Source organism: Pseudomonas sp. 30_B (assembly GCF_017491605.1).
In the GTDB taxonomy this organism is placed as follows: Bacteria; Pseudomonadota; Gammaproteobacteria; order Pseudomonadales; family Pseudomonadaceae; genus Pseudomonas.
In genome coordinates this window covers 369562-394952 of sequence record NZ_JAFGYY010000001.1, presented here as the reverse complement: position 1 = coordinate 394952, position 25391 = coordinate 369562, and the positions used below count along the sequence as shown (strand labels likewise).

General features: G+C 55.9%; 19 protein-coding genes. 8 read left to right on the top strand and 11 right to left on the bottom strand.

Annotated features, from left to right (window positions below):
* Positions 1 to 76 precede the first annotated feature (76 nt).
* Entirely contained in the window at positions 77 to 1900 is a 1824-nt protein-coding gene (locus J5M67_RS01740; RefSeq protein ID WP_207882661.1) for a site-specific integrase, read from the top strand.
* A 19-nt stretch (positions 1901 to 1919) separates the two neighbouring features.
* Here J5M67_RS01740 and J5M67_RS01735 read toward each other — a convergent pair whose 3' ends face one another.
* The gene (locus tag J5M67_RS01735) at positions 1920 to 2579 is read right to left on the bottom strand and encodes an HNH endonuclease (protein WP_207882659.1); all 660 of its coding nucleotides are present in this window, start codon (positions 2577 to 2579) and stop codon (positions 1920 to 1922) included.
* Between the two features lie 227 nt (positions 2580 to 2806).
* On the opposite strand from J5M67_RS01735, the gene J5M67_RS01730 reads away from it, so the two are divergent.
* From J5M67_RS01730 to J5M67_RS29530, 5 genes are all read left to right on the top strand, one after another.
* Complete coding sequence (locus tag J5M67_RS01730; protein ID WP_207882657.1) at positions 2807 to 3376, top strand: recombinase family protein; 570 nt, start codon at positions 2807 to 2809, stop codon at positions 3374 to 3376.
* A gap of 165 nt (positions 3377 to 3541) precedes the next feature.
* A complete protein-coding gene (locus J5M67_RS01725; protein WP_084312579.1) occupies positions 3542 to 3976 on the top strand; it encodes a hypothetical protein in 435 nt (144 codons plus the stop codon).
* A 2-nt stretch (positions 3977 to 3978) separates the two neighbouring features.
* The gene (locus tag J5M67_RS01720) at positions 3979 to 4605 is read left to right on the top strand and encodes a helix-turn-helix domain-containing protein (RefSeq protein WP_207882653.1); all 627 of its coding nucleotides are present in this window, start codon (positions 3979 to 3981) and stop codon (positions 4603 to 4605) included.
* 132 nt (positions 4606 to 4737) lie between these two features.
* Complete coding sequence (locus J5M67_RS01715) at positions 4738 to 5631, top strand: hypothetical protein (protein ID WP_207882651.1); 894 nt, start codon at positions 4738 to 4740, stop codon at positions 5629 to 5631.
* A gap of 153 nt (positions 5632 to 5784) precedes the next feature.
* A complete protein-coding gene (locus J5M67_RS29530) occupies positions 5785 to 6981 on the top strand; it encodes a hypothetical protein (protein ID WP_243434421.1) in 1197 nt (398 codons plus the stop codon).
* 1763 nt (positions 6982 to 8744) lie between these two features.
* On the opposite strand, the gene J5M67_RS01705 is transcribed toward J5M67_RS29530, so the two are convergent.
* Complete coding sequence (locus J5M67_RS01705; protein WP_207882649.1) at positions 8745 to 9149, bottom strand: hypothetical protein; 405 nt, start codon at positions 9147 to 9149, stop codon at positions 8745 to 8747.
* 100 nt (positions 9150 to 9249) lie between these two features.
* On the opposite strand from J5M67_RS01705, the gene J5M67_RS01700 reads away from it, so the two are divergent.
* Positions 9250 to 9480, top strand: coding sequence for a helix-turn-helix domain-containing protein (locus tag J5M67_RS01700; protein ID WP_031688560.1), 231 nt, complete (start codon positions 9250 to 9252; stop codon positions 9478 to 9480).
* Between the two features lie 437 nt (positions 9481 to 9917).
* The gene (locus tag J5M67_RS01695) at positions 9918 to 11183 is read left to right on the top strand and encodes a HEPN domain-containing protein (RefSeq protein WP_207882647.1); all 1266 of its coding nucleotides are present in this window, start codon (positions 9918 to 9920) and stop codon (positions 11181 to 11183) included.
* A gap of 83 nt (positions 11184 to 11266) precedes the next feature.
* Here the strand turns inward: J5M67_RS01695 and J5M67_RS01690 are convergent, their stop codons facing one another.
* The 9 genes from J5M67_RS01690 to J5M67_RS01650 all read right to left on the bottom strand — a co-directional run bounded on the left by J5M67_RS01690 (position 11267) and on the right by J5M67_RS01650 (position 25360).
* On the bottom strand, positions 11267 to 11761 hold the full coding sequence (locus J5M67_RS01690) for a hypothetical protein (protein WP_207882645.1): 495 nt from the start codon (positions 11759 to 11761) through the stop codon (positions 11267 to 11269).
* Positions 11762 to 12034: 273 nt separating this feature from the next.
* Positions 12035 to 13237, bottom strand: coding sequence for a glycosyltransferase family 4 protein (locus tag J5M67_RS01685; RefSeq protein ID WP_207882643.1), 1203 nt, complete (start codon positions 13235 to 13237; stop codon positions 12035 to 12037).
* 8 nt (positions 13238 to 13245) lie between these two features.
* On the bottom strand, positions 13246 to 14481 hold the full coding sequence (locus J5M67_RS01680) for a glycosyltransferase family 4 protein (RefSeq protein WP_243434420.1): 1236 nt from the start codon (positions 14479 to 14481) through the stop codon (positions 13246 to 13248).
* Positions 14474 to 16219, bottom strand: a complete 1746-nt coding sequence (locus J5M67_RS01675) for a hypothetical protein (protein WP_207882641.1) — start codon at positions 16217 to 16219, stop codon at positions 14474 to 14476. Before J5M67_RS01675 ends, J5M67_RS01680 begins: the two co-directional genes overlap by 8 nt.
* 92 nt (positions 16220 to 16311) lie before the next feature.
* Complete coding sequence (locus tag J5M67_RS01670; protein ID WP_207882639.1) at positions 16312 to 16767, bottom strand: hypothetical protein; 456 nt, start codon at positions 16765 to 16767, stop codon at positions 16312 to 16314.
* A gap of 167 nt (positions 16768 to 16934) precedes the next feature.
* Entirely contained in the window at positions 16935 to 22154 is a 5220-nt protein-coding gene (locus J5M67_RS01665; protein ID WP_207882637.1) for an FkbM family methyltransferase, read from the bottom strand.
* A 13-nt stretch (positions 22155 to 22167) separates the two neighbouring features.
* A complete protein-coding gene (gene wecC, locus J5M67_RS01660; RefSeq protein WP_207882635.1) occupies positions 22168 to 23406 on the bottom strand; it encodes a UDP-N-acetyl-D-mannosamine dehydrogenase in 1239 nt (412 codons plus the stop codon).
* A complete protein-coding gene (gene wecB, locus J5M67_RS01655; protein WP_207882633.1) occupies positions 23403 to 24557 on the bottom strand; it encodes a non-hydrolyzing UDP-N-acetylglucosamine 2-epimerase in 1155 nt (384 codons plus the stop codon). Before wecB ends, wecC begins: the two co-directional genes overlap by 4 nt.
* Positions 24558 to 25057: 500 nt before the next feature.
* Entirely contained in the window at positions 25058 to 25360 is a 303-nt protein-coding gene (locus J5M67_RS01650) for a hypothetical protein (protein WP_207882630.1), read from the bottom strand.
* Positions 25361 to 25391 lie beyond the last annotated feature (31 nt).

Sequence of the window (25391 nt, the reverse complement as noted above, 5' to 3'; positions counted from 1 at the left end):
TCAGGTCCACCGGCCACCCCAGGCCGGTGCGACACTGAGATGTGACATTCCTGTGGGGCATCATCTGGTGCCCAGCATGAAACCATCCCCCTCCTATCTGACCATCAGTCGGCACGGTACGTATTACTTCCGCGCGGTCATTCCTCGTCCACTGCGTAGCCTTTTCAACGGGCAGCGAGAAATCAGGCGCACCCTGAAAACCGACAGCCAACGCTTGGCCCGAAAACGAGCCCGCCAGTATGCTGCCCGGTTTGAAGCCGCCTGCGACAAGGTAATGAGCGTGACAAAGCACGACGAGCTTGGCTTTTCTGATGCCGAATACTTAGAGATGATGGAGCAAGAGATGGAGGGCCTGTTCCCAGACTTCTCCAGCCCCAAAGATGACAGTCAACCTGCTGAGCCCATCCTTTCGAATGAGGAAATCGAGGCTCGTCAACGTCGCCAAGAAGTGGCACGGCTGCTCACTGGCGCCCATGGCCGGCCGATCCCGAGTGAACAAGAGGCTTTGGCTGAGCAACTGCTGGAGCTCTCCCAGCACTATCAACCAACCGAGCTACGGACCGTATTACCGAAGCTGCGGGATGAGTTGGTACTTAGGAGCCTCCGTCCAGTCCATGACAGCGCTGGCGCTATAGAAACGCCCCAAGCAGGTCCGAGCTACGATCCAGCAATGGCCGATTGGGCGCTCTATCAGGTATGGGAGCACCAACTGGAACGCGACAGGGCTGATACCTCGTCAAAAGGCGGACAGGCAAACCACGGCGGTACTCTTGCAGAAAGAGAGCGCCTCGCCCGGGTGATGACCGTCCTGACGCAACACAAACCCGTTTGCCAATTGACCAAAAAAGACTGGCAGGCCGCGTACGACAACGCCCGCAGGACGAAGGCTAACGCCGACGCATCAATTGACCCGCCGACGCAATTGGATGAAATCCTGACCAATGACCCGGAGGAACTGACTGGTCATGAGCGTGTTCGCGCCCTCATAGCTTTCATGAAGCAAATCCAAGCACATGCTCGCTACCTGGATTTGACCACATTCAGACCAGATGACGTGATCATCAAGCCTGTCGAGGAAAGGAAGAACAAGCGAAGCCGTGATGGTGTTGCCTTTGAGGACGATGACATAGAGGCAATCTTCTCCGGCTACATATACAAGGGACCAATCGCGGATGGGCGAACCAAGGCATATCCGTTTTGGTACTGGCTCCCCTTGGTAGGCTATTTCACCGGTGCTCGAACGAACGAAATAGCGCAACTCGATACCGCTGACATTCGGGTCGTAGACGGACATCCCTGCTTCGATTTCTGTGCTGATGCTGTCGATGCACCGGAGGCAAAGCGAATCAAGACCGGCGAAGCTCGGCAAGTACCTATTCACCCTCGACTGGTCGAGCTGGGGTTTCTTGATTATGTGGACAGCCAGCGACAAGCAAGACAGAAAAAACTGTTTGGCGACGGACTAACCTACCTGTCCCCACGAGACAACGAGACCAAGCACAACAAGGAAGGCTGGGCGAAGAGTGCCGGTAAGTTCTTCAATGAGAAGCCCAGGGGGTATCTCGTCGCCATTGGTGTTCATAAACCAAACGACGGGAAGAGTATCTACTCGTTCCGACATACCCTGATCACTAGATTGGGTCACGTGAAGCGCAACGGCGAGTCGTTGGATAAAACTATTATCCAAGCAATTGTGGGCCACACTCCAGAAGATATGGCGGGAAGGCACTATGACGAAGGGGCCACAATTGAGCAAATGCTGGCCGCCCTTATGCTTCTACCGATCCCGGCAGCCATCCAACGACTCACTGGCTATCAAGTTGACTTCGTTGAGCGGTTTGGAGCGGTGCTAACCAAGAGCATTGCGAGCCATCGACACAATCACTCCAGAACGGCCTGACTCAGAGAAGCTCAGGGGTCTAGCTCCTGAGCTTCCTCCGTTGGATGAAATCAGCAGCCTCCCCACTATCAATCAAATCGAACACAAACTCCTGCGCATGGAGCAGGTGCTCAAATTCTTTCCTCCCCTGAACCTCGTCAATTACGAGCTTGTAGCCGCCCTGCCCCTGGACGATGGCAATCCTCAACCCATCTTGCTTGATCAGATGTTGGTCACCGTCAGACTTCCATCTTGAAGAAGCGACGAACCGTCTACGCCGACCCAATCGCCTACGATACTCCGCCGCCTCTTGAGTGCCCGTCAGGTTATCGCAGCAGTCACTGCCCACCCCCATTTGCTCCCAGTGCTCGTGCTGCACGTAATGCACGTATCGAATGGAGGTATCGCAGAGCTCACAGCTTCCGAAGAGGTCTCCTAGATCATCTTCACCCACGTACTCCCAGCCGGTATCAGGCCTGATCTCACCATGCTCTCGGGCATGACATCCTCGACAGAGCGTTTCGCAGTCAGAAGGATCGTACTCCCACGGCTTCCGTCCTCGGACATACAGCTTATGGTGAACCTGCAATACAACGCCGTCTGCCCTCGACCGACCGCAGCTCACACATTCACCTCCGTCCAGCTCTATCACCTGCTCCCTGAACACCGCCCACTTCTTGTCCGCGTAAAGGTTGGCCATTCCCTGCCCCTCCGGTCATCAACCTCACAGCATCTCAATGCCGCATGCATCTCACGTTAACAGATGCTAGCGAAGCGATATCAAGGGGAATTGCCTGGGCTCATAAAACGACCGTTTATTGATACCGCCCATCGGGTAGGAGAATTGGGATCATCAAACTAGGGTTTACATGTTGTTGATACCAAAATATAATGATCCCACCTTAATTGATACCCTGGATCATCCTCATGAGCCGCACCTTTGCATATGGTCGCGTTTCCACACTGGAACAATCCACCGACAACCAATTGCTTGCCCTCCAGCAGAAGGGATACGACATCCAGCCGCTGCGCTGGTTTGCAGAGCAAGTCTCTGGTGGCGCTCCAGCCCTTCAACGCCCTCAGTTCGCCAAGATGGCAGAGCGCATGGAAGCCGGAGACGTATTGGTAGTGCTAAAGCTGGATCGCCTTGGTCGTGACGTGCAAGACGTTCTTGCCACTATCGAAGCTCTTGCCGCTCGTGGCATCCATGTGAAAAGCCTCGATCTGGATGGCGTAGACCTCACCAGCGCTGCCGGGAAGCTTCAACTAACAGTGCTGGCAGCCGTTGCAGCCTTTGAACGTGACCGCATCAAGGAACGCACCAAGGAAGGCTTGAAGCGCGCCCAAGCTGAAGGCAAGAAGCTCGGTCGTCCTATCGCCACGAACACGACTGCTTCCGTGCAGGCAGGCAAGGCGAAGGGGATGTCACAAAGCGAGGTTGCCGCCGACCTGGGACTTGGTATTGCGACAGTGAAGCGCCACTGGAATAAAGTATAAAAAACTCTTGCAAATCAATAATTTATGTGAATTAACCCGTAGACACTAGACGCTCTAAACCCCTAATATGAAGTCACCGCCCGAAGTGGCGGACAAACCATAAACACGACGAGAGAGATCAACGCATGAACACGAAATCACATCACCTGCATCGGAAAAGAAACTATGAGCACCCTGGAAAAACACGCCCGCGAATTTCTCAGTAACCCCATCAACTCGTACCGGCGCCTCGCTGAGTACCTGAACAACTCTCATCCTCGTGCAGACGGAACCCTCTGGACGAAGGACGCTGCCTATCACTTCTGCCGCACTCACGGTATAGCTTCCCAGCGTCGCTGCCGTTGTCAGCCTGCTGCCAGCATTTCGAAACGCAAGCGCAGCCGCCAAGCCATCGTAAAAGCCCTGACTGAAGCGCTTCTGCGCACCGGCACAAGCCTTGCCTCCCTGGCCCCGTTTCAAATCGGCACCATCGCGCGGCTGTCCGGCTTTCAATTCGCCACTGTTGCAAGCAACTGGCATCGCCTGGAATCTGAGTTACTTGAACTCGCCAAGCTGCCACCCAAGCCGGTCGTGCTCCACATCATCGACGACGAGGTGTGATGATGGCGGGCAAGCATGCAACACCAGATCAGGGCGCTCAGGCAGTGATTCTGAGAGAGGCCGGCTACACCTTGCCGGCGATAGCCCAACGCCTAGAAATCAGCCTTAGCACGGTCCAGCGCTTGCTGAAGAAGCACAAGGCAGTTGCTGGCGCTACGACACACGCGCTGATTGAGAAGGCTCGGGACGAGATGCTGGCCTCTGCCTTCTCTCTGGAAAGCATTCAGCAGACCGCTGCTTCGCTGGTGCTGGATGATTTAGCCCTCAGCCAGAGGATCAGACAGAAACTCTTCAGCGCGCTGGATGTACTCGAACCAGACAGCCCCATTGTCTTCAGGTCACTCGCTGCGAGCGCAACGGCACTCAAACTGACGCAGGATGTAGGCCGGCGCGCGCTCCCTCTAGACAAGCTGGAGCAAGCACAGGCCGTTGAAGAGCTTCCGGAGCTTCAGATTCACGTAATGACACCTTGGGATGTCGAAGAGATGCGGGCCCAGCAGCGGCTCGATGAGGCCGAACTGAGAGGCGACCCAGAAGGGATCAATGAAGAGCTCGAAAACCTTCAATGGATCGCGCAGAAGAAGACACCTCGTTATGAGAGTGACGACATCGTGGTCATCGAGAACTGAACTCTCCATGACCATGCGATGACTAGCCAGGTGTCAAACCCTTAGAAATCACGCGACGCCTTCAATCCACTGGCCACGATGAGCGGAACCGATTTTTGAAAATCGGCAAGCAAGGTGGGCACGAGACAGACCATGACAAACAGCACCAGCACCGCAGCAGAGCAACCGCTTCAGTCGGTACAGCAGCGGCCAATCCTCCCGGAAGAGGTCGGGCTTTTTGCCACCGACAAACCGCAGCAACACGCCGGTGGTCGTGGAGTAAATGCAAAAAACAGCAGCCGCAGGACGCCTCGCAAAATCCTCACAACCCCACAGCAGGCGGGGCTTATAGCTAACTTTCATGCAAGCCATGAGCAGCGTGTAGCAGCTATTAGTGATCTACATCCAGAGCTAGACAACGAACAAGTAACCAAGCTCCTTTCTATCAACAGCTCCATCAGTAAGTTAGCCAAGTCATACAAAGGCACCGGCAAGCTGGCTGACTGGTCGAAGCATGTGCCTCCCCACATCAAGCAGTTCTTCCGGTTGCTTTGGTTAGCTCGGCAACCCGACGCCAAGGCTTTTACGATCCGGCTTGATCACGATACAGCTACGGCAGCATTGGCAGCGAAGCGAAGCTCGGCCAATCATCTCGCCGGAATCATCCAGCGGACGCTTACCAAGCTCGGGATAACCACTGAGCAAGCCTTCAATCTTGAATTTGCTCACGGCGCCAGCAAGGAAAATCACCCGCTGCATGCGCATGGGATTTTCTGTATCCCGGCTGATCAAACTGAGGAGGTCAGCAAGGCCCTTAGAATCGCGCTAGCGAAGGAGTACCGGCAACGCTTCGGTAACCTAGCCGTTCACATCGAAAGCATCCAGAACGAGCGCTGGTGGGCTGCTTACTGCATCAAGGAGCACGACATCACGGCAGGCCAGCTCAGCGCCATCAGGAACCGGGAAACCGACCCGGACTATGCAAGTCGTGCAGCCAGGCGAGGCGGGAAGTTGATCTATGATCGCGTAAGCGATTGGCTCGACTAGAAGCTCTTAGGGCGCTGCTGGTGAAGAGTTCACTGTGTTGGTTGCGGAATTGCATTGCCCTTGCCACCGATTGCATCGGATTTGACCAGCAACGGTTTGAAACCATGATCGGCAGAGAACGCCCAAGAGCGGACGCTCAAGAAAGGAAATCCAATGTACCTATCGATCATGAGGCCTGACGCTCTTCGGGAAGTTGCCGTGCTTGGTCGTGGCCTTTGGGTTGTTGAGGGGCCTGACGGCCCGGTGCTGGTAGTTAAGACTGGGAAAGAGTTCATTCTGGCTGCACGCGAGAGGCGTGAGCTGAGGCTCTATTTAGCGCCTTATGAATCAGGCGATGTCACCGGCCTCACGCTGTTGACAGCATGCTTCGATGACCCATGTAGCCCGTTGATGATTAAGACGCCACTTCTCGGCGGGGATCCTCTTACGCAGGCGCTACAAAGCTTTCCGGATGAGTTCAGCATCTGTTTCTTCGATGAGCACAACCGCGAGCTCCTCAGCTGCTCAGCCCAGGCCCGGTTAGATGAGCTTCGAGAGCATGTCGGCTTGGTCAGCCCTTTGAAAAGTGAACACTGGCATCCGATGATGGAGCAAGCGGACATCTGGTTCAGTTTTACTACGCCTGAAGACGATGTTCGCGCCATGACGGTGAAGCTCTTGGACGACCTATTTCCCAGCGACTTCTTGATCGCCGATTTTACTCGCCAAGACTTTCAAGGCTCCACTGGGTTCTCGAACACTCAGTTGGAACGGCCAGAGCCCGGCTACCTTCAGGAGCTGGATATCATATATCTGCTCCAGCGTGCCTATTCGGCAGAGCAGATTATCCATGGGCCTTTGAAAATCGCTGATGGCGAAGAGCTCGTTGACGCTGTGATTTTAGGCAGCGAGGTGACCATACTGCTGCAGGCTAAGGACAGCCCTAACACCGCTGCGATACTGGACACAAAACTCGAACGAAAACGGAAAAAAGCTATTAGCCAGTTGAAGGAAGGACTGTCGCAGCTGCGTGGCGCGGTCTCAACGATTAGGCGCGAGGGTAATCCACCCCTGAGGCTTGTTAGTGGCGCTCCCCTTGAGATAGACCTTGCAGCGCGCCCACTAGTGGGTGTCGTGGTGGTCAAAGAGCTATTTATCGATTCCTATGATGAGTACGGGTCCATGATCTTGGAGTTCATGGATGATGTTGGTATTCGCGCACTGGCATTCGATTATAACGAGTTCGAGGTAATGACTCGGCATTGCCCTTCTGAGCAGGAGCTTCTATCTGCATTCTGGCAGATCTCCGAATGTGCGTTGGAACGCAGGATCTATCCCAGGCTTCGCTTCAATGAGCTGCCTCCGCGCTGACGGAGTTCTTGACCGTGCTCACCTATCGAGCAATTCAATCACTCGTCTTCAATGATCGACCTTCCACGCATGTTGCGAGGAAGGCGGCCTGACTCCTGCGCACGCTTAATTATCTCAGCATGCGGATCCGGATGCGTCTGCAGCTTCCCCTGAAAAATCTCTTGCCTTAGGCACCTTGCTACAACTAGTTCTAAGTCACAAATCGGATCCATTAGATACTGGGCGTAGTAGGCGTCATAGAATTGCGACTCATAGACGTCAGGGGCAGCGCCATGGACGACTGCGCCGCGAAGTTTCAGAAGCATGCGCAGTCTATCGTGGTCAACTGGCTCGCCGAGTGTAGATACGACAAAATCCACTGCTGCCTTAGTGTGACCAGTCTGTGCCCCGACTAAGGAGTCCAACGCCATACATAAGGTGGGAAACCGCTCCCTAGATTCCTCGAACCAAGCGCGGTGAAAATATTCGAGGGCCCGTACATGCGACCTTTGCGCATGTTCCTCACGATCGAATAACGTACTGAGAATCTCTAACCAGGCGTAATCCGTCAGAGTGAGGATAATGTCGCTAGATATCCGCGGCGTCATCGGCGCGGTTCCCGCAGTATACGAGGCTACCCCGTTCGCTACCGTGCAATAGCCGCCGTGAACTGATCGCCCAGTTTGCAGATATCGCTCTCTCCTAATAGGTGTAAGTGCGAGAGCACCTAAAGTCGCACATGCGATCTTGCGGGCAATTAACGAATCAGGAGAGCTGATACACAGCCAGCTCCCAGTTGGCACTCCAGGCGTTTGAAAGTGCGCAAACGGCGGAAACTGTGTAGGGATCAACGACGAGTGACGAGTCCCAAAGCCCTCAAGCGATGCGGCCAATCCATCCGACCCTACAAGCGCGAAGTGGCGAGATTGAAACCCATTTTCGACCTTCACTGTCACTAGCGGGTAGAGCGTGACTTCGTTAACTGGGCTAAAAAGCGAAGAGCGAAGCAACGCTTCAGATAGTGCTGCGATCCCTTCGGGGGAGGTTTGCTGAGCCAATGAAACGCCTGACTCTAGATTCAGACGTCCATTTGATATGTAGTAGTAATACTCGGTCACAAAGCTGGTAACGATCGACCATAACGAGCTGATTGATATATCTCGGAGGTGACGCGCCCCATTTCGTCTAAGAAAGATCAGGGCTTCGATATATTGACGTTCCCTGACGAAGACATTGGCAACTAGCCCGAAACTCGTTACGGGCCTACCCGGCATGCGAACTATAAATGAACTTAGCTGTTGATCCCCGTCGGGATAGAGACTATCAAGAATACGAATGAGGGCTTGCTCACACAGCTGCTCTCTACTCTCCATCGCAGCCCCCTAGCAAAGATAGCTCCAGCCTTCTGATTCTGTTGTATTGCAGCCATTTGTGTAGTCGCATGCTTTTCTTACTTCCTTGAAGAATTCCCGAGCAGATATAGAGTCTGGGATCAACTAGCGCAAGCCGCAATGCAAACGACCTCTCTTATCCCTCACCGGCTGGGTCAACCTCTGCCCTGATCTATCTACAACTCGCTGGCTAGGTCGGATGCAAACCGTGGTCAGAGCGAATGCAATTGCGTGTGGGCGGAGTGGTGGCCGCACCGTTCGACTTAGCTGCTATCAGCAACTGAGGTGGTGTGACCCTTGATGAATGAGGGGGGCACAAGAGGGCGATGATCTAGGGACGTTTTGTGGAGTCGAGTTCGAGAAAACTCGAACCCGGCTTCGATGCGATGCTGATCAGTTCGGAACCACTGAGGTTTTCATCAGGCAGTTCTCTGGCGCCTTGAACCACGGGTTATCCGAATCACAGAACTCGTACGGGGTCATTGGGGTGCCGTTCACCGCCCAGGACGAGGAAGGTGCACGCTCCCGGACGTCTTGAGGCTCAATGAGTCCCGAACAGACCTTATCGGAGCGCAGCGCTGCCCCCTTTCCCCCAAAGCTAGAGCGACTGTACACATCCGAGTCATACAGACGGACGACCTCCACAACCACGCACGCGCTGTCCTTCTTCTTGCCGGTGTTGGTGAACTCACAACGGATTTCTCCGTTCATTTTCGCGCTGCAATCTTCCTTAACTTCGGCCTGAGCGACCGACGCCAGAAGCATGGAGGAGACAGCGAGCGCAGCGATTTTGTACATCAGAACATCCTTTTATTGTTCGTTTTTTGATCAGACGATTACCCCAGATTGCTAACCATAGTCTGTAGATCGATAGTATGCAACGAACGACATTGGCCGGATGCCGACAAAACCCGCCCAATGCCCCCTAGTAGCCGTTTTCGCCGCAAACGTGAGACGGCTACGCCTTGAGCTCAATCTCTCTCAGGAAGAGCTGGCAGAGCGTGCAGGCGTCCATAGAACGTATGTGGGGATGCTGGAGCGCGGAGAGAAGAACACCACCATCTACAACATCGAGAAGGTTGCTGGCGCTCTCGGTGTTGAACCCTTCGTGCTGCTCCAAAAGCAGTAAGTCTCCAGGGCGTTTCGAGGCACAAGCAGAGCGTGCCCGCCCAATCTGCTCGACAAGCGAATCGAGACGAGAACCGGAGCAGTTGGCATGCCTGGATCGCACGCAGCGGCTCCGCAATCCGTTCGCGGGTTCAGATCCCGGTGTTGCGTTGCGATGAGCCGCTGTAAGTTCTGGGGAAACATAAGCCGCGCTATCAGGATGCGACATCGAAGAAAAGGAAGGCGGAGCAAGCCCATGAATTCAGGGCTTTCAGAAGGGAATGGAATTGATCGCCTTTCCACCAAGCAAAAGATAAGCCCATGATTTTTCTAGCGAATTTAATTGGCTTTTTGTTTCTGCTGCAAAGGGTCGAAGAAATGTCGAAAATGCCATGGCCACCCTCACCTTCATGATCGCGATCGCCGGTGGTTCCTTCTAAGCGTAGGGAATACAGCCAAATGGCAGTTAATCAACAGTTACTTAAGATTCTTTCTGAAAATCTCACTTGCATAGCAGAAAAGGCTACGGCTCCAACTGACGAAGACGGCCTTAATTTCATAATGCATGACGAGGTCATGTACTGTTTACCCACCGAAGAATTTATAAATTTCAACGAAATTATAAATACCATACTAAAGCAGAACAATAACTCAAAAAAATTCTCTTCGAAATTCATAGGAAAGAAAGTAAAAAAGATATTCGCCGACATCTTAAAAGCCAAAGAAAATGGAGACAAACACGACACAGAAGGCAATCTCTTCAATCTATTCGAAGAGCTTTCTAATTATTCTAGAAAAAGCACCACCTACCTTAAAGTCGATGGAATTGCTGCACGATGCGAGTTCAAAATAGGAAATGCAACCTTCTTCCCAGGCGACAAAGAACAAGTTGACAAGATATATATCAACGCATGCGACGTACTCAAGACCACTCTAACCTCCAGCGAAGACAGAGTTCATTACGCACAGTTAATATCCAAGGTCACGCAAGAAGAACTGCTCGGAGGATGTGTAGTAGCAGTTGAGGTAGATGCAGAGCCTATACGCGCTTTCGAAATTGCGAAACAGGAGGCCAATCGGGCACTGGACCTTCTGCGTTTGGTATCCGCAACACTTCACCCTATCCTTGAGGATATTCGAATAGGGCTGAAGGGCGACCACCCAAGAGCGCAGAGAACTGGCTTCATATTCTCAGAGGGTAGTTTCCAGTCTGAAAGCGACAGCATTGGTTCAGTAAGACCGCTCGAGCTTAATAGGCAAACTATCGAGCACATGAACACCATTGGAGCCTCAAAAATATCAGAGGCACTGCAGAAGTCTCAAGCAAACAACCTAGAAGAAAAACTCATACAAAGCATACATTGGTTTTCTTCTGCAAAAATGCAAGATGAAAACGAAAATAAACTGCTCTGCTTAATCATTGCGCTTGAGGCATTATTTAAGGCTGAGCCGGGAAACTCTATTGGCGGCACAGTAGCGGAATCTGTAGCTCTAATCACCTCCGACAAAATCGAACACAGGCGGCAAACAATAAAAATAGTTAGAGACGGCTATTCCAAGAGAAGCGGCGTCGCCCATGGAGGCCAAAAGACCATCTCTGACGGAGACATAGCAACACTAACAATTGTCACGATAGACACCATTCTTGAGACCATTAGAAAACTTAATGATTTCAGTTCACAAAAAGAGCTAATGTCATGGATCGAAGAGCTCAAACTGTCCTAGCAGGACGAACCTGCATTGCTGTTGACTACCCCTGAGACCTCATAAGCTTCGCTTGTAACAGGTCGGTAGGCGGCGCCAAAGCATCAGTCATGCCTGAGTGTCGTGGCGTCGATTTCTGGAGCGGCAAGCGCACCAGACATTTCGAGCTTCCATTGTGCCTTTCGCATCCGCTCCCGAAGCTTGACCTGAAGAGCGCAGATCAATGTATCAACGTCCTCCAAGCGAGCGAGAAGGCCTTCGTGATCTGTAGATTTAAAAGTCATCGCTAGCCGCGAACCTTCCCCAAGATTGAGCCAGCTGAATTTCGGCTGATGCAGTTGGCGGTCAGTGTGAGCGTACTGGCGGTTTCTGAGCCGGATCATGACCGCATGGAGCTCCCGAGACTCCGGAGGAACGAGCTTTTCACTGAGCCGATGGCCTTCACTGGATTTAGTGAAAGGCCGGCAGTAGGTGACAATCAGATCTCTCAGCAGTGGGTAGCGGAACGCATCGCTCGGGGCCGCCTTGATCAAACGAACGGAGTGCGCTGCCGTATCTAGATCGACATCCCACAACCGGTCATAGGTGTACTGAGTCATCAAATGCTCATTCATGCCGCACCTCAGGTACGCAGGTTCAATTCCCGTCCATCTTGCAGCCCTATGAGATCGTTAGCTATCGTACTGATGAAACATCAACCGCCCCCATCAGGGTGTGACATCGCAGAATAGGTAGGTTGGAGCAGGCCCACGGATTCCGGGGCTTTCAGAAGGGGAAAAGAGATTGGTCACCGTTCCCCCCGGCTCCACCAAATCCAGCAAAAAGCCCCTGATATCTATCAGGGGCTTTTTGTTTTCTCGACAGCCACTCGCTCATCTCTCACTCGAATTGCCTGGTTTCCATGCGGTGTTGAGTACATCGATCGCCATGAGTTTCTGGATAGAGGCCCGCGAGTAGTCCGCGACAAACTCAGAACGCGAGATCGAGCCCAGATTGAGCCTTCTGAACGCAGACATCGCATTTCCCACATCGCAGGGCTCGAACAGCGCAACATTCGAAATCTTCTCGCGCACGAAGCTGGCTGCAAATCCAGGCAGACCAGCCCAGATGGGCTTTCCCGTTGCGGCATACTCAAACAATTTGGAAGGCAGCACCCGCCGAAATGCACGGTTGCGGTTCAGGTGAAGAAACAGCACATCCGCGCTCTGGTACAAGCTCACCAGGTCGGAGCGCTTGATGGGAGGAAGCAGCTCCACATTGCGGATCTTCAGCCTGGACAGAGCCTTGGCCAAGCGGCCATGGGCGCTGCCCGCCCCTACTACCCGGAAGTAGACCTCCCCCTCCAGCCGCTTGGCCAAGGCTGGCAGAACATGGTGCAACCCCTGGCCCTCGCCGACATTACCGGCATAGAGGACTTGTACCAGGCCTGGCCGTGCGCTGGGCGCCTCGCTAGATGCCATGGGTACGAAGAGATCATCGACGCCATTGGTATGCACCGAAAAGGTTCTGGCGGGATAACGTGTGCTGAAGTAACTCAGGAAGCCGGGCGAAATCAGATTGACCCGGGTTGCCTTCTGGATGGTCCAGCGTTCGATTCGGGAAAAAAGCAGCGTCGCCAAACGTCCGAACGTTGTCGGCAATAATTCCGGCAATGCGTCGACAAGAATATCCCGGATGTCGAGATAAAGTGCGGCCCTTTGCCGTCGAGCCACCAAAGCACCGAGTGTAGCGGTCATCAGGCGCGAAGATGTGGCAACCACTAGGTCATAGCGCTCTCGCCGTGTGATGCGCAGCACTTCCCGCGCATAGGCCAGGAAGCTCCTAGCCTGATCGGCGACACCGCTCTGATGATTCGGCACGGCAATGCGACGGATGCGCAGTGCACCTCGTTTTTCAAAGCGTGATGTACGGGCCGTGAAGCTCCGATAACGGTTGGGCAGGGTGGTGACGACATCAATCTGAATGTCATCACCGCCCTCTTCCAGCAACGCCTTGACCAACGCCTCGGCACGGAACGACCCAGCCGAGAGGTCCGGCTCGAAGTAGTAGCTCAACAGCAGGATGCGTCGCCTCATGATGCTGACTACCGGCCTTTGAGCACTTGCCGATATAGGGTGAGCAATGCAGACTCCTGCTCTTCCCAATTGAGCAGCTCCCCTGCCTGCAGCGCGTTGTGGCGCATCCGGGCCCGTAGCTGCGGATCATCGACCATCATCCTCAGCGCACCCACCAACGCCTGAACATCGCCAGGCGGGATCAGGATGCCAACGTCGTGCGACTGCACGACTCGACGAATTTCCGGGAGGCTTGAGGCTACGACGGGCAGCCCTGCCATCAGGTATTCGAAGAGCTTGTTCGAGTCCGTGGTGAAGTGATTCAGACAGGTATTCTCGATCGGCTGCACACCGACATCCGCAGAGGCGGTGTAGGACGGCAATTGGACTAGCGATACCGTCGGGATGAAGTGCACGCGCTCCTGCACACCCGAGACTTCACTGAGCTGTTGCAGCTCAGCCGCGAGGCGTCCACCTCCGATGAAAACGAAGTAGGTATTGGTCACCATGACCGCCGCGCGGAGCAGATGCTCCAGCCCCCGCCCCTGCTGGAGACCACCCTGATAGAGAACCACAGGCCAGTCATGAGTGAGCCCTAGCTCATCGCGAATACGAGATGAGCTCATCACCGTGCGGCGAGGACGATTCTGCAGAACCAGAGGCCGGGGAATACCGTAGGCCCTGGCAAAGAACTTGGCCCGCGCATCGGTAGTGGTGATCGTTCCGTGTACACGCGGCATGAGCAGGCGTTCGACGAAGCCAACCAGATTGCGATAGCTGGCGTAGCCTTCGCGACTGGTACTGATCTCATGCGCGTCATAGACGATACGCGCTCCGGACAGGCAGGCAGCCAACCAGGCAGTGGGGAGGGTGTTCACATCGTGCGCATGGACGACAGCTGCCCGGTGCCGGACCACTCGCCACAGCAGGCCGGCGTGCGTCCATAGGCGCGCCACGATACGCAGTGCTCGGTGCCGGACGCCCAGTTGCCCAATGGTTCCTGTGACCGTGCGTCCTCCCTGCTCTGTGCAGTCACTGCCCATGGTCCGACGTTTGCGTAGCATCCACAGTGGGCTTCTCGCCACGCGTACGATCTCGATCCCGCTCTCAAGTCTCTCCCTCTCAGCGGTGACGCCAGGCGTATGAAGAGCGAAGACAGTCACCTGATGACCGGCAGCCCGAAGCGTTTGCGCCTCCTTCAGGACCCGGGCGTCGTTACGGAACTCGTTCCAGACGATCATGGCGATACGAGGTCCGCTATCCATGCCGGACCTCCTCGTGCGCCACCTCGCCGTTCAGCAACGACAGCACATCAGCCAGTAGCGTCAATGCAGACGCATAGTTGCGCTGATTACAGAAGCGTTCGAACGCATACAGCAACGCGGCGAGCATGACTGCCGACAAGGAGACAGCCATCAGGCCAGGGCGCAGAGTCTTCGCGGCCGCCAATGCGTCTGCCAGCTTCTCTCGCTCATCCACCGGCCAGCCGGCCCCCAAAGGTTCGATTCGCCAGTTCGCCCAGTGGCTGAGCAGGAACTCGCCCGAATCGTTGACCAGCAGGGTTTCCAACGTCATGTCCAAGGGCGTAATTTGCCGGGGCAGTGCCGACAAAAGCGCACGCGCTCGTTCGAACCCTTTCAGAAATCGCTGCAGACACTCGGCGTGTTCTGGCAAGGACGCAGCAACGCCGAGGCTTTCTATCTGCCTGAGGTCCAGACGCCACTCAAGGGGCTGGCGCGACCGCATGAAGCGCTGGAGCAAATCCTTCGATGGCTCGATGACCATCAGGCGAGTCATTACCGCCAGAACGCCAGGGCCAACCTGGCGGCGAAGCACTTTGCTCTCGCCCTGCCATGCAAACACATGGCAACGCAATCCTCGTACCGAGCGAGCGTCTATGAAACGAGGGCTTGGCAGAGCAGTGGATGAAGTCAGCAGCGTCAACTCCTGTGCCGCAAGAGCGCTGACATCCTCACTGAATAATTTCAAGAGATAGCGATGTTGTTGACCTGAGTTCTCGTCGGAGCAGGTCACGTCAAAGGCATGCACCCCTGCCACTCCCATTTGATGCCAAACGACGTCCAACTCGCCTGGCGAAATCCGCTCGACTTCGCAGAGCACCTTGGAAATCCAGGCATGGCGGGCAGACTGATCCAGCGAGGAGTGTTCCAGCAGATCCTCAAAGCGGCTCTGGATCATCAGTGGCAGGGAGTGAAAGAACAGTGCGCCGATCTGCCTACGTTGCCCACGAAGCGAGGCGATGTCCTGGATCATCCCGGCTATCCGCTGAAGCCCTTGCCGTATGAGCAGAAGCGAAATAACCGCTATCCAGACAGACGGGTGGTGGTCACTCAGGAAATTGGCCACCATGAAGAAGAAGGCCAGCATGAAGCCAATGGAGGCCAATGCATTCATGCCTCCCCCCAACTTCGCCCGCAGAGCCTTCTGAACATGCTCGCTGTAACTGCAGATGGCGAGTACTGAAAAGAAAGCGACCAGAATATAAAGGGTGATGACCAAGAATAGCGAAGGGTAGAGATAGAGCAGCAGCAAAAACGATATAACTACGAATGTGGCTGCCGCCAAACCACGCACATACTTCGAATAGCTGGACGTGGCAAGCTTCACCTGATTTTCAAACAGATCGATCTTTTTACTGTGCGCTAGAAGAAGCCGTGCACCCTTTATCGACAACAGCCTGATCGAAAGCTCCAGAACGACATGCAGGATATAGCAAAGCAGAGCCATACAGCTTATAAAAACAATCAACCATTCACGATCAACGCTTCGCAAATAAACTGGAAACTGGCCTGGAATGGTCGACGCACCCAGCAGCACCATAACTTTCAGCGGAAGAAAGAATGCGATGAGCAGCAGGAACTGCGAAGTCAGTGTGAGCGCCTGAATCAGGGCAGTAGTGAGTGGCACAATCCGGAAGAATTTTTTTCCCAGAGAATACGACCATCCGACGGTCGATCTGACCTCTCGTATCAGCAGCATCATGGCAATGCAAATCTAATTAATTAAGAAATCACTGGAACCTGAATGCTTTGCCCTGCGCGAGATACTTACAGGGCAAAGCAAGGGCAATTATTTTAGGACTCCTGCCAATATAAGCGCGTCAGAGTTTTCTCCTGACCATTAGACTCCTTGTCCTGATCCGTATAGATTCCACCTATTACCGGAGACTTCGCCTTATAGTAGTGAACCTTCAGGAACCCTTCGCGCTCTTCGACGACCCTGCGGGAGTAACCAAGCTTCTCCAACTCAGAAGATATTTCACCCTCTGCCTTATGACTGGAGGCATCGAACGAAACCACATTGATAATCGACTTTCCTTTATCGCTCGGTTTGTTCATCTGTTTGAGAAGCTCCCCGTTCAACGGCAATACACTGCCATCCGGAAGCTGGAGCTGCTTGGCAGCAACAACTTTTTCCGCAGGTGTCACGGTAGCCGCAGCAACAGGTTGCTCTTTGGATGGAGACTTAGCCCCATCATCACAACCAGCAAGAGCAGCAAGGGTAACAACAACCAAAATCGGCTTGATCATGACAAAGCACTTCCTTTCCAAATACGAAAACAGTAGACGCAACCGACAACCTCGCAAGAATCGAAGTGCATTATTAAGGATGCCTCAATCCTGCGAAGAAGTCAGACTTCACCTTGATATCGATATCAAAAACCCGAACAACTGACTTTAATAACCCATTCCCCCTCTCACTCAAACAGCCCAATCTCCAACAAAACCGTCTTTTTGATTGAGCTTTGTTCAACCACGCGCCGGGCGGCAGCAATGGACTTCCGAGAGAACAACTCCGGGCTCATATACATCTCCTCAATCCCCTTGCTCAGGCCAAGGAATGACTCAGGCTCATCCAGGTAAGCACAGTCCGAATCCGCAAACTCTGGAATGGCAGCAACCGCGTTGGTTATAGGCACCAACCCGGAAGACATAGCCTCATCTCGAGAAACGCCTTGGGTATCCATTCGGCTGGGGCAAAGGAAGACTCCATATTCCTTGTGCAATGCAGCGATTTCTGTCTGTTTCAGAAACCCTCGCTGGATATGCACATTGGAGTATTGGCGCAGCGGCTCCAGTGTCTGCTCGAATAGCGGACCGTCTCCGACCATCCGAAACTCCAACTCCCTGAACCAGGGTTTATCACTCAATGCCTGAATGGCCTGTACGCTGAGGTCATTGGCATAGGTTCTGGAGCTATAGGGGCGAATCGAAAGAATCTTCTTTCGTAACTCCGAGCCCTTCTCCTGATAACAGAAGAGATCGGTATTGATCGGGTTATGGATGATCGCGTACAGGTTCTCCGGAATCCGGAAACCTAGGTCCTCCATGACGGTTTCCGCAAAATAGCGAGAGACGAAAACCAGCCTGAGATTCGCAGGCATCGGCTGTAGCAGGTTTCTCCAGAACGCCAGGCGCTTCTCGCTCTCCAACTTACCCAGGGCCAGTTGCTCGTCAGTGCTGTAGTTGTACTCACGGCGCCACCAAGGCTGAATCTCGGCACCGTGAACCCAAACCACGACCTTCACCTGATGCATGTGCTTGCGTAGCACTTCCCACATGTCTGGATCGAGGAAATGCACCAGGACCGAATCGAAGCGCCCACTCGCCAACATGCGATCCAGGGTCTCCTGTGAGCCGGTGATGACGTCGATATCCTCGAACTCGTCGTAGCTCACCGTCTGGTCCTTGCGCAGGCGGAATACATCCGCCCTCACCCCGTGCTCACGGTAGGCGCGGACACGGCTGTGAACAAAGCCATTGCGATACAGATCGCCATAGCTGGGATAGTGATTGGTCAGCAGCATATGCCTGGAGCGCTCCAGCATCGTTGACGGCTGAAGATCTCGATGCCCCAGCAGCAGACCGCTTACCTTTGCACTTCCGCTTGCATACACACGCCAGCCCATTCGAATGAACGCGGTCTCCGGAGGGACGTCCACCGTCGTGTTACGGTTGGCATACACCATGACGTGACTGATGCGCTGCTTTTGCCCGTCGAGCATCAGCAGGACCAGTTGCAGGTTCAGACCCGGGCTGGTGTCGAGGAACAGCTTGAGCTGACCGTTTTCCCCAAGCTCCGCGGGCGTAAGCTCATGTGCCGCATAGAGGTACTCGTGCTTGCCGTCGGCAAGCGAGGAATCGATCCGCCATTCATCCTCATCCAACTCCAGTGTCACCAGCTTGCTGCGCAAGGTGCCGAATACGGCCTCAAGAGCACGCGCTCCCATGCGTGGCGTATCGCTTGGATCAACGCGTGCAGGAGGAATGGCTTCAGCGCGTGCCTGCACCTCTTCGATGCTCAGCCCGACATCCAGCACAAGGTCATCGACCCGGGCACTCGCATTCGATCCAGCACCATCCCGGCAGTAGTTGTACGGATCGATCGCCAGGGCGTCCTGCGCCTGGTATTGCCATTCACCAAGAGACTTCAACCAGTGCAGCACCCTCTGTTCAGCCAGCCGATGCGCTTCAATGGCCGAAGCACGCGCCGGCAGCACGGCCACAGGTCGGTATGCATGTTCCAGCGCCAGTAGCTGAATATCCTGGCCATCCGACGCGTAATGCGCGACCTTGCCGATCACACCCGCCCGGCTGTACCGGGAAGCCAGGGCAATATCCAGCAGATAATTGGGACCGTAGTAATCGTCGGCATGCATGCCGCAAACCCATCGGGCATCTCCGGCGAGCTCGCCCACGCCGTACTTCCTGAACTGTCGTTCGGGCAACAACGTGATACGCGGATCGTCCAGCTTGACGGTCTCGGCCAACTTCCTGCTTGTCAGGATGAAGGCTCGCATTGGCTCGTAACGCTGTTGCTGCAACTGCTCGATGAGCCGATTGAGCGCTACGGCATCCGTGGCCAGGGCAAAGACAGCAATCTGCGGTAGGAGCGAGGTCGCCGGTCTGTCGAATACCTTGCTCAGTACGTAGTCGAGGCGGCGACTGTAGGTGTGCTCCTGCATCACCTTGCGCAATGCCGCCAGGCGCAGTTTGCCGCAATCCTCCTCGTTACCTGCCAGGCGGCTCAGGCGACGCAACATTTCCGCGCCGCTATCGGTACAGATGACCAGCTCACCAAAGAGCAGGCGCAAGCCACGGGAGAAATTGCTAACGGTGACCGTGTTGGAACCCAGCAACTCGAAGACTCGACGCGCGAACATCGACTGCGACTGCTTGATCGAATTGAGATTGATCGAGTAGCGATACCCCTTGTAGGCCGTATCGATCTGGTCGAACGCAAGAGTGCCGACTATGTAAGGCCGATATTCCTCGGGGAACTGGTAGTTGGGGTCGTCCTTGCCGAAGTTGCGATCGAAGATTTCCAGCGGTCGGAACTTGGGGAGATCGGCGACGAAATTGCCCAGGTCACGGGTGCGCTCGGGATAGCGTACGTAGTAGGCCCCCGCGAAGCAGAATGCATCCTTGCGCTGATACAGCTCAATGGGATTATGCACAGCCGGCTGGCAGGCGAACGGCAACAGATAGACCCTGTCGTGCCCGAGTCCCGCCTTGTAGCGATGGATGCAATCGATGTCCGTGGTGAAGACGAAGTCGAATTGCTTGGCGGTGGTCAGGAAAGTCTCGAAGTGAATCGGGTCTTCCTTGTTCCAGAAGGCAGTTGGCACGCCATTGGCCTTGCACCAGGACACGATGCCCTGCAGCTCCTGGCTGTTGTGCCCCACCTTGCTGCCCCAGAGATCATCCTTGCCACGCCAGGCGGACTCGATGAACAGCAACTCCGGTTGGAATGCCTGCAACTCTTCCTGCCAATGCCCCGGTGTGAGCTGCTTGAGGTCGCATTCGAGACGATAGGAACCGTGGGAGAACTCATCCATGACGCAGGCCACTCTGACCTGTTTCGTATCGTCGCTGCCCCCAAGCATGAGCTGGCGCGCCTGCTCTGCGTTATCGAGCCGTATCGGGCGCTCGCTGTCACCGCTCTGGGCAAACTGTTTCGGGGCCGGCAAGGCCTTGGGGATGGCATCGTGCCCGACACCTTTCTGTCGAAGTGCCTTGCGTTGTTTGCTGGCCTGTCGATAGAGATTTAGCAACGAGCCGGGTAGGCGCGCCAGCCCGTCCAGGGAAGAAGCACCCGCCTTCAGCTGATAACCCAGTTGGTAGGTCAGGCTGGCCCTTGTCTTGATCAGCCGCTGCTCGGCCTGGTGGCGCCGTGCATTGGCCCGCTGCAGGTCCTCGGCCAGCTCCTCGATTTTTTGCTTCTGTCTGGAGGAACAGTCGAGGAGACTGTCCAAGTTCGCCTTCAGTTGAGGGATCTGCTCCCCGGTGACACTACGATACTTCTGGTTCGTGGCATCCAGCAGGGCGCGCGTGGACGCCAGTTCGCGGTCCACCTGTTGCAACGACGCCTGCCAGTCCTCGCGGGTACTCTCCAGCAGCATCTCGGTTGCTTCCCGTCGGGCTCGCTCCTCGGAAAGCTGCTCCTGCAACGTCTCGTTCAGGATGCTCGCTTCGCGTGCCTGCCGCTGGGTGATGTACAGGTCTTCTTCTGCGGAAAGACGGGCGTGATGCTGTCGCTCCAGCTGTTCCTGGAGGAGTGCTATCTGAACGTCGCTGTTCTGCTCAAGTTCTTCGTTCCGCGCCAATAGCGAGGTGCACTTCTGCTGAAGCTCGCGGTTCTCGAGAGCCAGTCGTTGTAGATCTTGCTCTGCCTCCTGCTGAGCAGACGACAAGACGTCTTCCGCCTCGCGGCGGCGGCTCTGCTCAAGAATGATTTGTTGCTGCGCGGCGGAAAGTTGCCTGGTCAGCATCTGCTCGGCCTGCTGCCGTACCTGCAGTTCAGCCTGAAGGGAGACGATTTCCCCATGTAGAGCCGCCGTGAGGTCGTTGGTACCCCACGCATCTTCCTGGGTTGCAGCCAAGCTCGGCTTGACGGCGGGCACCACCACTTCGGCTATCGCAAGCTTCGAATCCAATTGCGAAATCCTTTCCTTAATCAGCTGAGGCTCGTTGTCGTTGACCGCCAGACAGTCAGACGGCAATGCCTTGGTTTCCGGTTGGATCGCCTCGACAGGCAACCCCTCCTCGACAATTCGCCGACTCGACGGACCAGTCTCTCTCTTCGCAGCTCGCGACAAGGTTGGAGTCTTTTCAGAAGAGCGCCGGGCCGCTTGCCGCTGCTCGGCAGCACGATAGGCATCCAGCACCTTCTTGCGCCGCGAACGAGCGAGACGCTGCCCGCCAGCAACCTGCTCACTGGGCAGGAACAGGTGCGTGGGGCTGGCGTTGAACGTCTCCAGGTAGCTGTACCCCCGAGCCTGCAACCAGTCCGCAACCGCAAGGAATTCATCCTTGGAGAGGCACTCGACATAGATCAGCGGACGGTCCCTATGCAGCAGTTGCTCGGCCCCGCGCAGTACGGACATTTCCATGCCTTCGACATCGATCTTCAGCAGCTTCACCGCGTGATCGAAGTGCAGTTCATCCAGGGCAACGATTTCGATGTCGCCGTCCCCCAGCACGATGCGCTGCGCACCGAGGTTCTCCGGAATCGCCCGCTCGAAATGTCCTTGTGCTTCGGTCTCGCCCACTGCGAGGCCCCTGACGGCCACACGCTCGGAGAGCCCGTTCATTTCGATACCGGCCGACAGGGCGCCAACCAGCTCCTGATTGGGCTCGAACGCGATGACCTGGCACCCCGCAACGGCCGCCAGATACAGCGTGTGATTTCCGACGTTCGCACCGATATCCAGAACAAGGTCATCCGCGCGCACGCGCCGGCCCATGTCCTCCAGCATCGATAGCTCGTACGGACGCTGCTCGGTAACGATCTTCCTCTGGATGTAATCCGTCTCGCAGTGAGGCAGGAACAGGCTGTATCGGTGCTCACCCACAATCAGGGCGGCCACTTTACGGACTGGGTCGTGTACGAGACGGATGGCTGCTTCGGCGTACATCGTGGCCGCCCGGTCAGTTGAGGGCGCCACAGAAGTCCAGCGGCTGCAGATCGCGCAACGCTTCCGAACCTCTGAACTCCTTGTGCGGAACCAGCACGGCGATCAGCGCGCTCCGGCCTTTCGCGAGCAACTGGTCGAAACTCACCAACTCGCAGCGGTCATGGCGCAGCGAACCGGGCAACGCCTCGATGTTCGGCTCAACCAGCCTGACTTCGAAGCCGTCCTCCAGCAGACGCTGGACGACCCCCAACGCAGGGCTTTCGCGCAGGTCGTCGATGTCGGCCTTGAAGGCAGCCCCCAGGCAGTAGATTTCCTGACTGTCACGAGCCTCGGCCGCGGCTTTCAGTTGGCTGACGACAAGCTCCGGCTTGTGGTCATTGACGTTGCGGGCACAGCGGATCAGTCGTGCCTCGTCCGGTGTCTTGCTGACGATGAACCAAGGGTCGACCGCGATGCAGTGACCACCCACACCCGGCCCCGGGCGGAGAATGTTCACCCGAGGGTGATGGTTGGCCAAACGAATCAACTCCCACACATCGATGCCCAGCTTGTCGCAAATGATCGACAGCTCATTGGCAAAGGCGATATTCACGTCCCGGAAGCTGTTCTCCGTGAGCTTGCACATTTCGGCAGTGCGCGCGTCAGTCACGATGCACTCGCCCTCGACGAAGGTCTTGTACAGCCGCACCGCCGCTGCCGAGCACTTCTGCGTCAAGCCGCCGATAATGCGGTCATTCTCGACCAGCTCGCGCAGTACATGCCCCGGTAGGACTCGTTCGGGGCAATGGGCGATGCGGATGTCCGAATGCTCGCCGTGGGTAGCCGGGAAGGTCAGGTCCGGACGCGCCTCGGCCAACCACTGCGCCATCTGTTCGGTAGCGCCCACCGGCGAGGTGGATTCGAGCACCACCAGATCGCCGGCTTTCAGTACCGGGGCGATGGCCTTGCTCGCACTCTCGATGTAACGAAGATCGGGCTCGTGGTCTTCCTTGAACGGCGTCGGAACCGCAATCAGGAATGCGTCGGCGGGCTCCGGCGTCGTCGTGGCGCGAAGGTAGCCCTCGGAGACAGCCGCATGCACAACCATATCGAGCTCGGGCTCGACGATATGGATGCCTCCCCGGTTGATCGTCTCCACGGCGTGCTGGTTGACATCCACCCCGATCACCGTCTTCTTGCGCGCAGCGAATACCGCTGCCGTGGGAAGGCCAATGTAGCCAAGGCCGATCACCGAAATCCTTGTGAAACTCATGCAGCACCTTTCAGATTGTCGTTACGCAGACCGGCCAACGCGTCGAGGATCCTTTCGCAGGCGTGGCCATCACCGTAGGGGTTGTGGGCAAAACTCATGGCGCAATAGGCCGCGTCATCCGTCAGCAGTTGATGGAGGTTTTCGGAGATGCTTCGGGCATCGGCACCCACCAGTCTGACGGTGCCGGCGGCTACCGCTTCGGGCCGCTCGGTGGTGTCTCGCATGACCAGAACCGGCTTGCCCAGCGAGGGCGCTTCTTCCTGAATGCCGCCCGAGTCGGTGAGGATCAGATGCGAGCGACTCATCAAGTACACGAACGGCAGATAATCCAGAGGCTCGATCAGGTGGATGTTGTCGATACCCGCCAATAGCCGATTGACGGGGCCCCGCACGTTCGGATTCAGGTGCACCGGATAGACGATTTCCAGGTCCGGGAACCTTGTAGCCGTCGTCACCAGCGCCTTGCAGATTTCCTCGAAACCGCGGCCGAAGTTCTCGCGGCGGTGCCCCGTGACCAGAACGATGCGACGCTGTGGCCGCAGGAATGCAAACTGCTCCTGTAGCCACTCCCGCCCCCCCGACATACCGCAGTCGAGCTTTTTCACCACGTCCAGCAATGCGTCGATGACCGTGTTGCCAGTGACATGGATCCGAGCGGAGGGCACGCCCTCACGCAGAAGGTTGTCGCGGGAGACGTCGGTAGGCGCGAAATGTATGGCCGCCAGCGTTCCCGTCAGGCGACGGTTTCCCTCTTCGGGCCATGGGGAATACAGGTTGCTGGTTCGCAGACCGGCTTCCACGTGCCCTACCGGAATCTGCTGGTAATACGCGGCAAGACTGGCAGCGAAGGTCGTCGCGGTGTCGCCATGCACCAGCAGCACTTCCGGTTTGAAATCCCTGAGCACCGGCCCTAGCCCCTGCAGGATGGCAGCCGTGACGTCATTCAGGTCCTGGTTGGCCTTCATGATGGAAAGGTCGTAATCGGGGACCAGTTCGAACAGATCGAGTACCTGATCGAGCATCTGGCGGTGCTGTCCGGTCACGCAGACACGCGCATCGAAACGGGGGTCTGCCGACAATGCCTGGACCAGCGGCGCCATCTTGATGGCCTCTGGCCGAGTTCCAAAGACGCTGAGAACCTTGATCGGCATTGAACGCACCTTCCACCCAGTCAATTGATCGAGACTTCCGGCTCACGTAACGCTGATCGCCCTCCTATCAGCACGGACTCCGATGCGAAGCAGTGCGGTGAAAACGGAAGGGAAGAGCGCTCGCAGAGCCAGGCATGCCCGCGCGAGGCGGGCATGCAAACGAGGTGCGCAGTGTCAGATTTTTCGACTCGAAGAACTGCCGGCGGATACCTCACCAATCAGCTCATTAATCGTCAGATCGCAGCAGAATTTTCTGACATGACCTGATGAGAGGTGCTGGAAAAACGACAGGAAGATCGTAGGGCGACGACGCTGATTCCGAGGGGGATCGACAGGCTTGAGCGGCGAAGAAACCGCCAAGGCACGGACCGATGCAGGTCGTGAAAGGTATGCCGCCAGCGCCTCCGAGGCAAAGCTACGAGTTCGCTTGCGGGTGTATCGGTCCGCCGTAGAAAGGGCCGGCATACCGGGGGGCAGGAAAGCTGCGCGAGGAGAGAAGGCTAGACGACCAAAGCTGCCCAGACGGCCGGCTGGGCGTCGATCACCTCCTCGACAGCGGCCGCCCCTTGCCTGCGGCGAACCCGCAAACGTTCGGCGCTGTAAAGCAGGGGACCATCATCGTCTGCGGCGCCAAAAGGATCATCGATCAGCACGCCGCTGATCAGCCCCTGTCGGAACAGTTCACGAATGACCAACAGGTTCCGCTCACGGTTGCCACTCAGCTCGCTCACGGTCTTCACGTCGGTTTCCGAAAGCTGGCTGAGCACGGCGGTCAGCTGTGCCCGGGAGAAAGGACGACTCATGGTGAACTCCGGATCAATGCGGGTAAACGGT

Excerpts from the sequence above, each read along its gene's own strand:
- J5M67_RS01740 (WP_207882661.1), top strand. The coding sequence starts at position 77 with ATGAAACCATCCCCCTCCTATCTGACCATCAGTCGGCACGGTACGTAT.
- J5M67_RS01735 (WP_207882659.1), bottom strand. The coding sequence starts at position 2,579 with ATGGCCAACCTTTACGCGGACAAGAAGTGGGCGGTGTTCAGGGAGCAG.
- J5M67_RS01730 (WP_207882657.1), top strand. The coding sequence starts at position 2,807 with ATGAGCCGCACCTTTGCATATGGTCGCGTTTCCACACTGGAACAATCC.
- J5M67_RS01725 (WP_084312579.1), top strand. The coding sequence starts at position 3,542 with ATGAGCACCCTGGAAAAACACGCCCGCGAATTTCTCAGTAACCCCATC.
- J5M67_RS01720 (WP_207882653.1), top strand. The coding sequence starts at position 3,979 with ATGGCGGGCAAGCATGCAACACCAGATCAGGGCGCTCAGGCAGTGATT.
- J5M67_RS01715 (WP_207882651.1), top strand. The coding sequence starts at position 4,738 with ATGACAAACAGCACCAGCACCGCAGCAGAGCAACCGCTTCAGTCGGTA.
- J5M67_RS29530 (WP_243434421.1), top strand. The coding sequence starts at position 5,785 with ATGTACCTATCGATCATGAGGCCTGACGCTCTTCGGGAAGTTGCCGTG.
- J5M67_RS01705 (WP_207882649.1), bottom strand. The coding sequence starts at position 9,149 with ATGTACAAAATCGCTGCGCTCGCTGTCTCCTCCATGCTTCTGGCGTCG.
- J5M67_RS01700 (WP_031688560.1), top strand. The coding sequence starts at position 9,250 with ATGCCGACAAAACCCGCCCAATGCCCCCTAGTAGCCGTTTTCGCCGCA.
- J5M67_RS01695 (WP_207882647.1), top strand. The coding sequence starts at position 9,918 with ATGGCAGTTAATCAACAGTTACTTAAGATTCTTTCTGAAAATCTCACT.
- J5M67_RS01690 (WP_207882645.1), bottom strand. The coding sequence starts at position 11,761 with ATGACTCAGTACACCTATGACCGGTTGTGGGATGTCGATCTAGATACG.
- J5M67_RS01685 (WP_207882643.1), bottom strand. The coding sequence starts at position 13,237 with ATGAGGCGACGCATCCTGCTGTTGAGCTACTACTTCGAGCCGGACCTC.
- J5M67_RS01680 (WP_243434420.1), bottom strand. The coding sequence starts at position 14,481 with ATGGATAGCGGACCTCGTATCGCCATGATCGTCTGGAACGAGTTCCGT.
- J5M67_RS01675 (WP_207882641.1), bottom strand. The coding sequence starts at position 16,219 with ATGATGCTGCTGATACGAGAGGTCAGATCGACCGTCGGATGGTCGTAT.
- J5M67_RS01670 (WP_207882639.1), bottom strand. The coding sequence starts at position 16,767 with ATGATCAAGCCGATTTTGGTTGTTGTTACCCTTGCTGCTCTTGCTGGT.
- J5M67_RS01665 (WP_207882637.1), bottom strand. The coding sequence starts at position 22,154 with ATGTACGCCGAAGCAGCCATCCGTCTCGTACACGACCCAGTCCGTAAA.
- wecC (WP_207882635.1), bottom strand. The coding sequence starts at position 23,406 with ATGAGTTTCACAAGGATTTCGGTGATCGGCCTTGGCTACATTGGCCTT.
- wecB (WP_207882633.1), bottom strand. The coding sequence starts at position 24,557 with ATGCCGATCAAGGTTCTCAGCGTCTTTGGAACTCGGCCAGAGGCCATC.
- J5M67_RS01650 (WP_207882630.1), bottom strand. The coding sequence starts at position 25,360 with ATGAGTCGTCCTTTCTCCCGGGCACAGCTGACCGCCGTGCTCAGCCAG.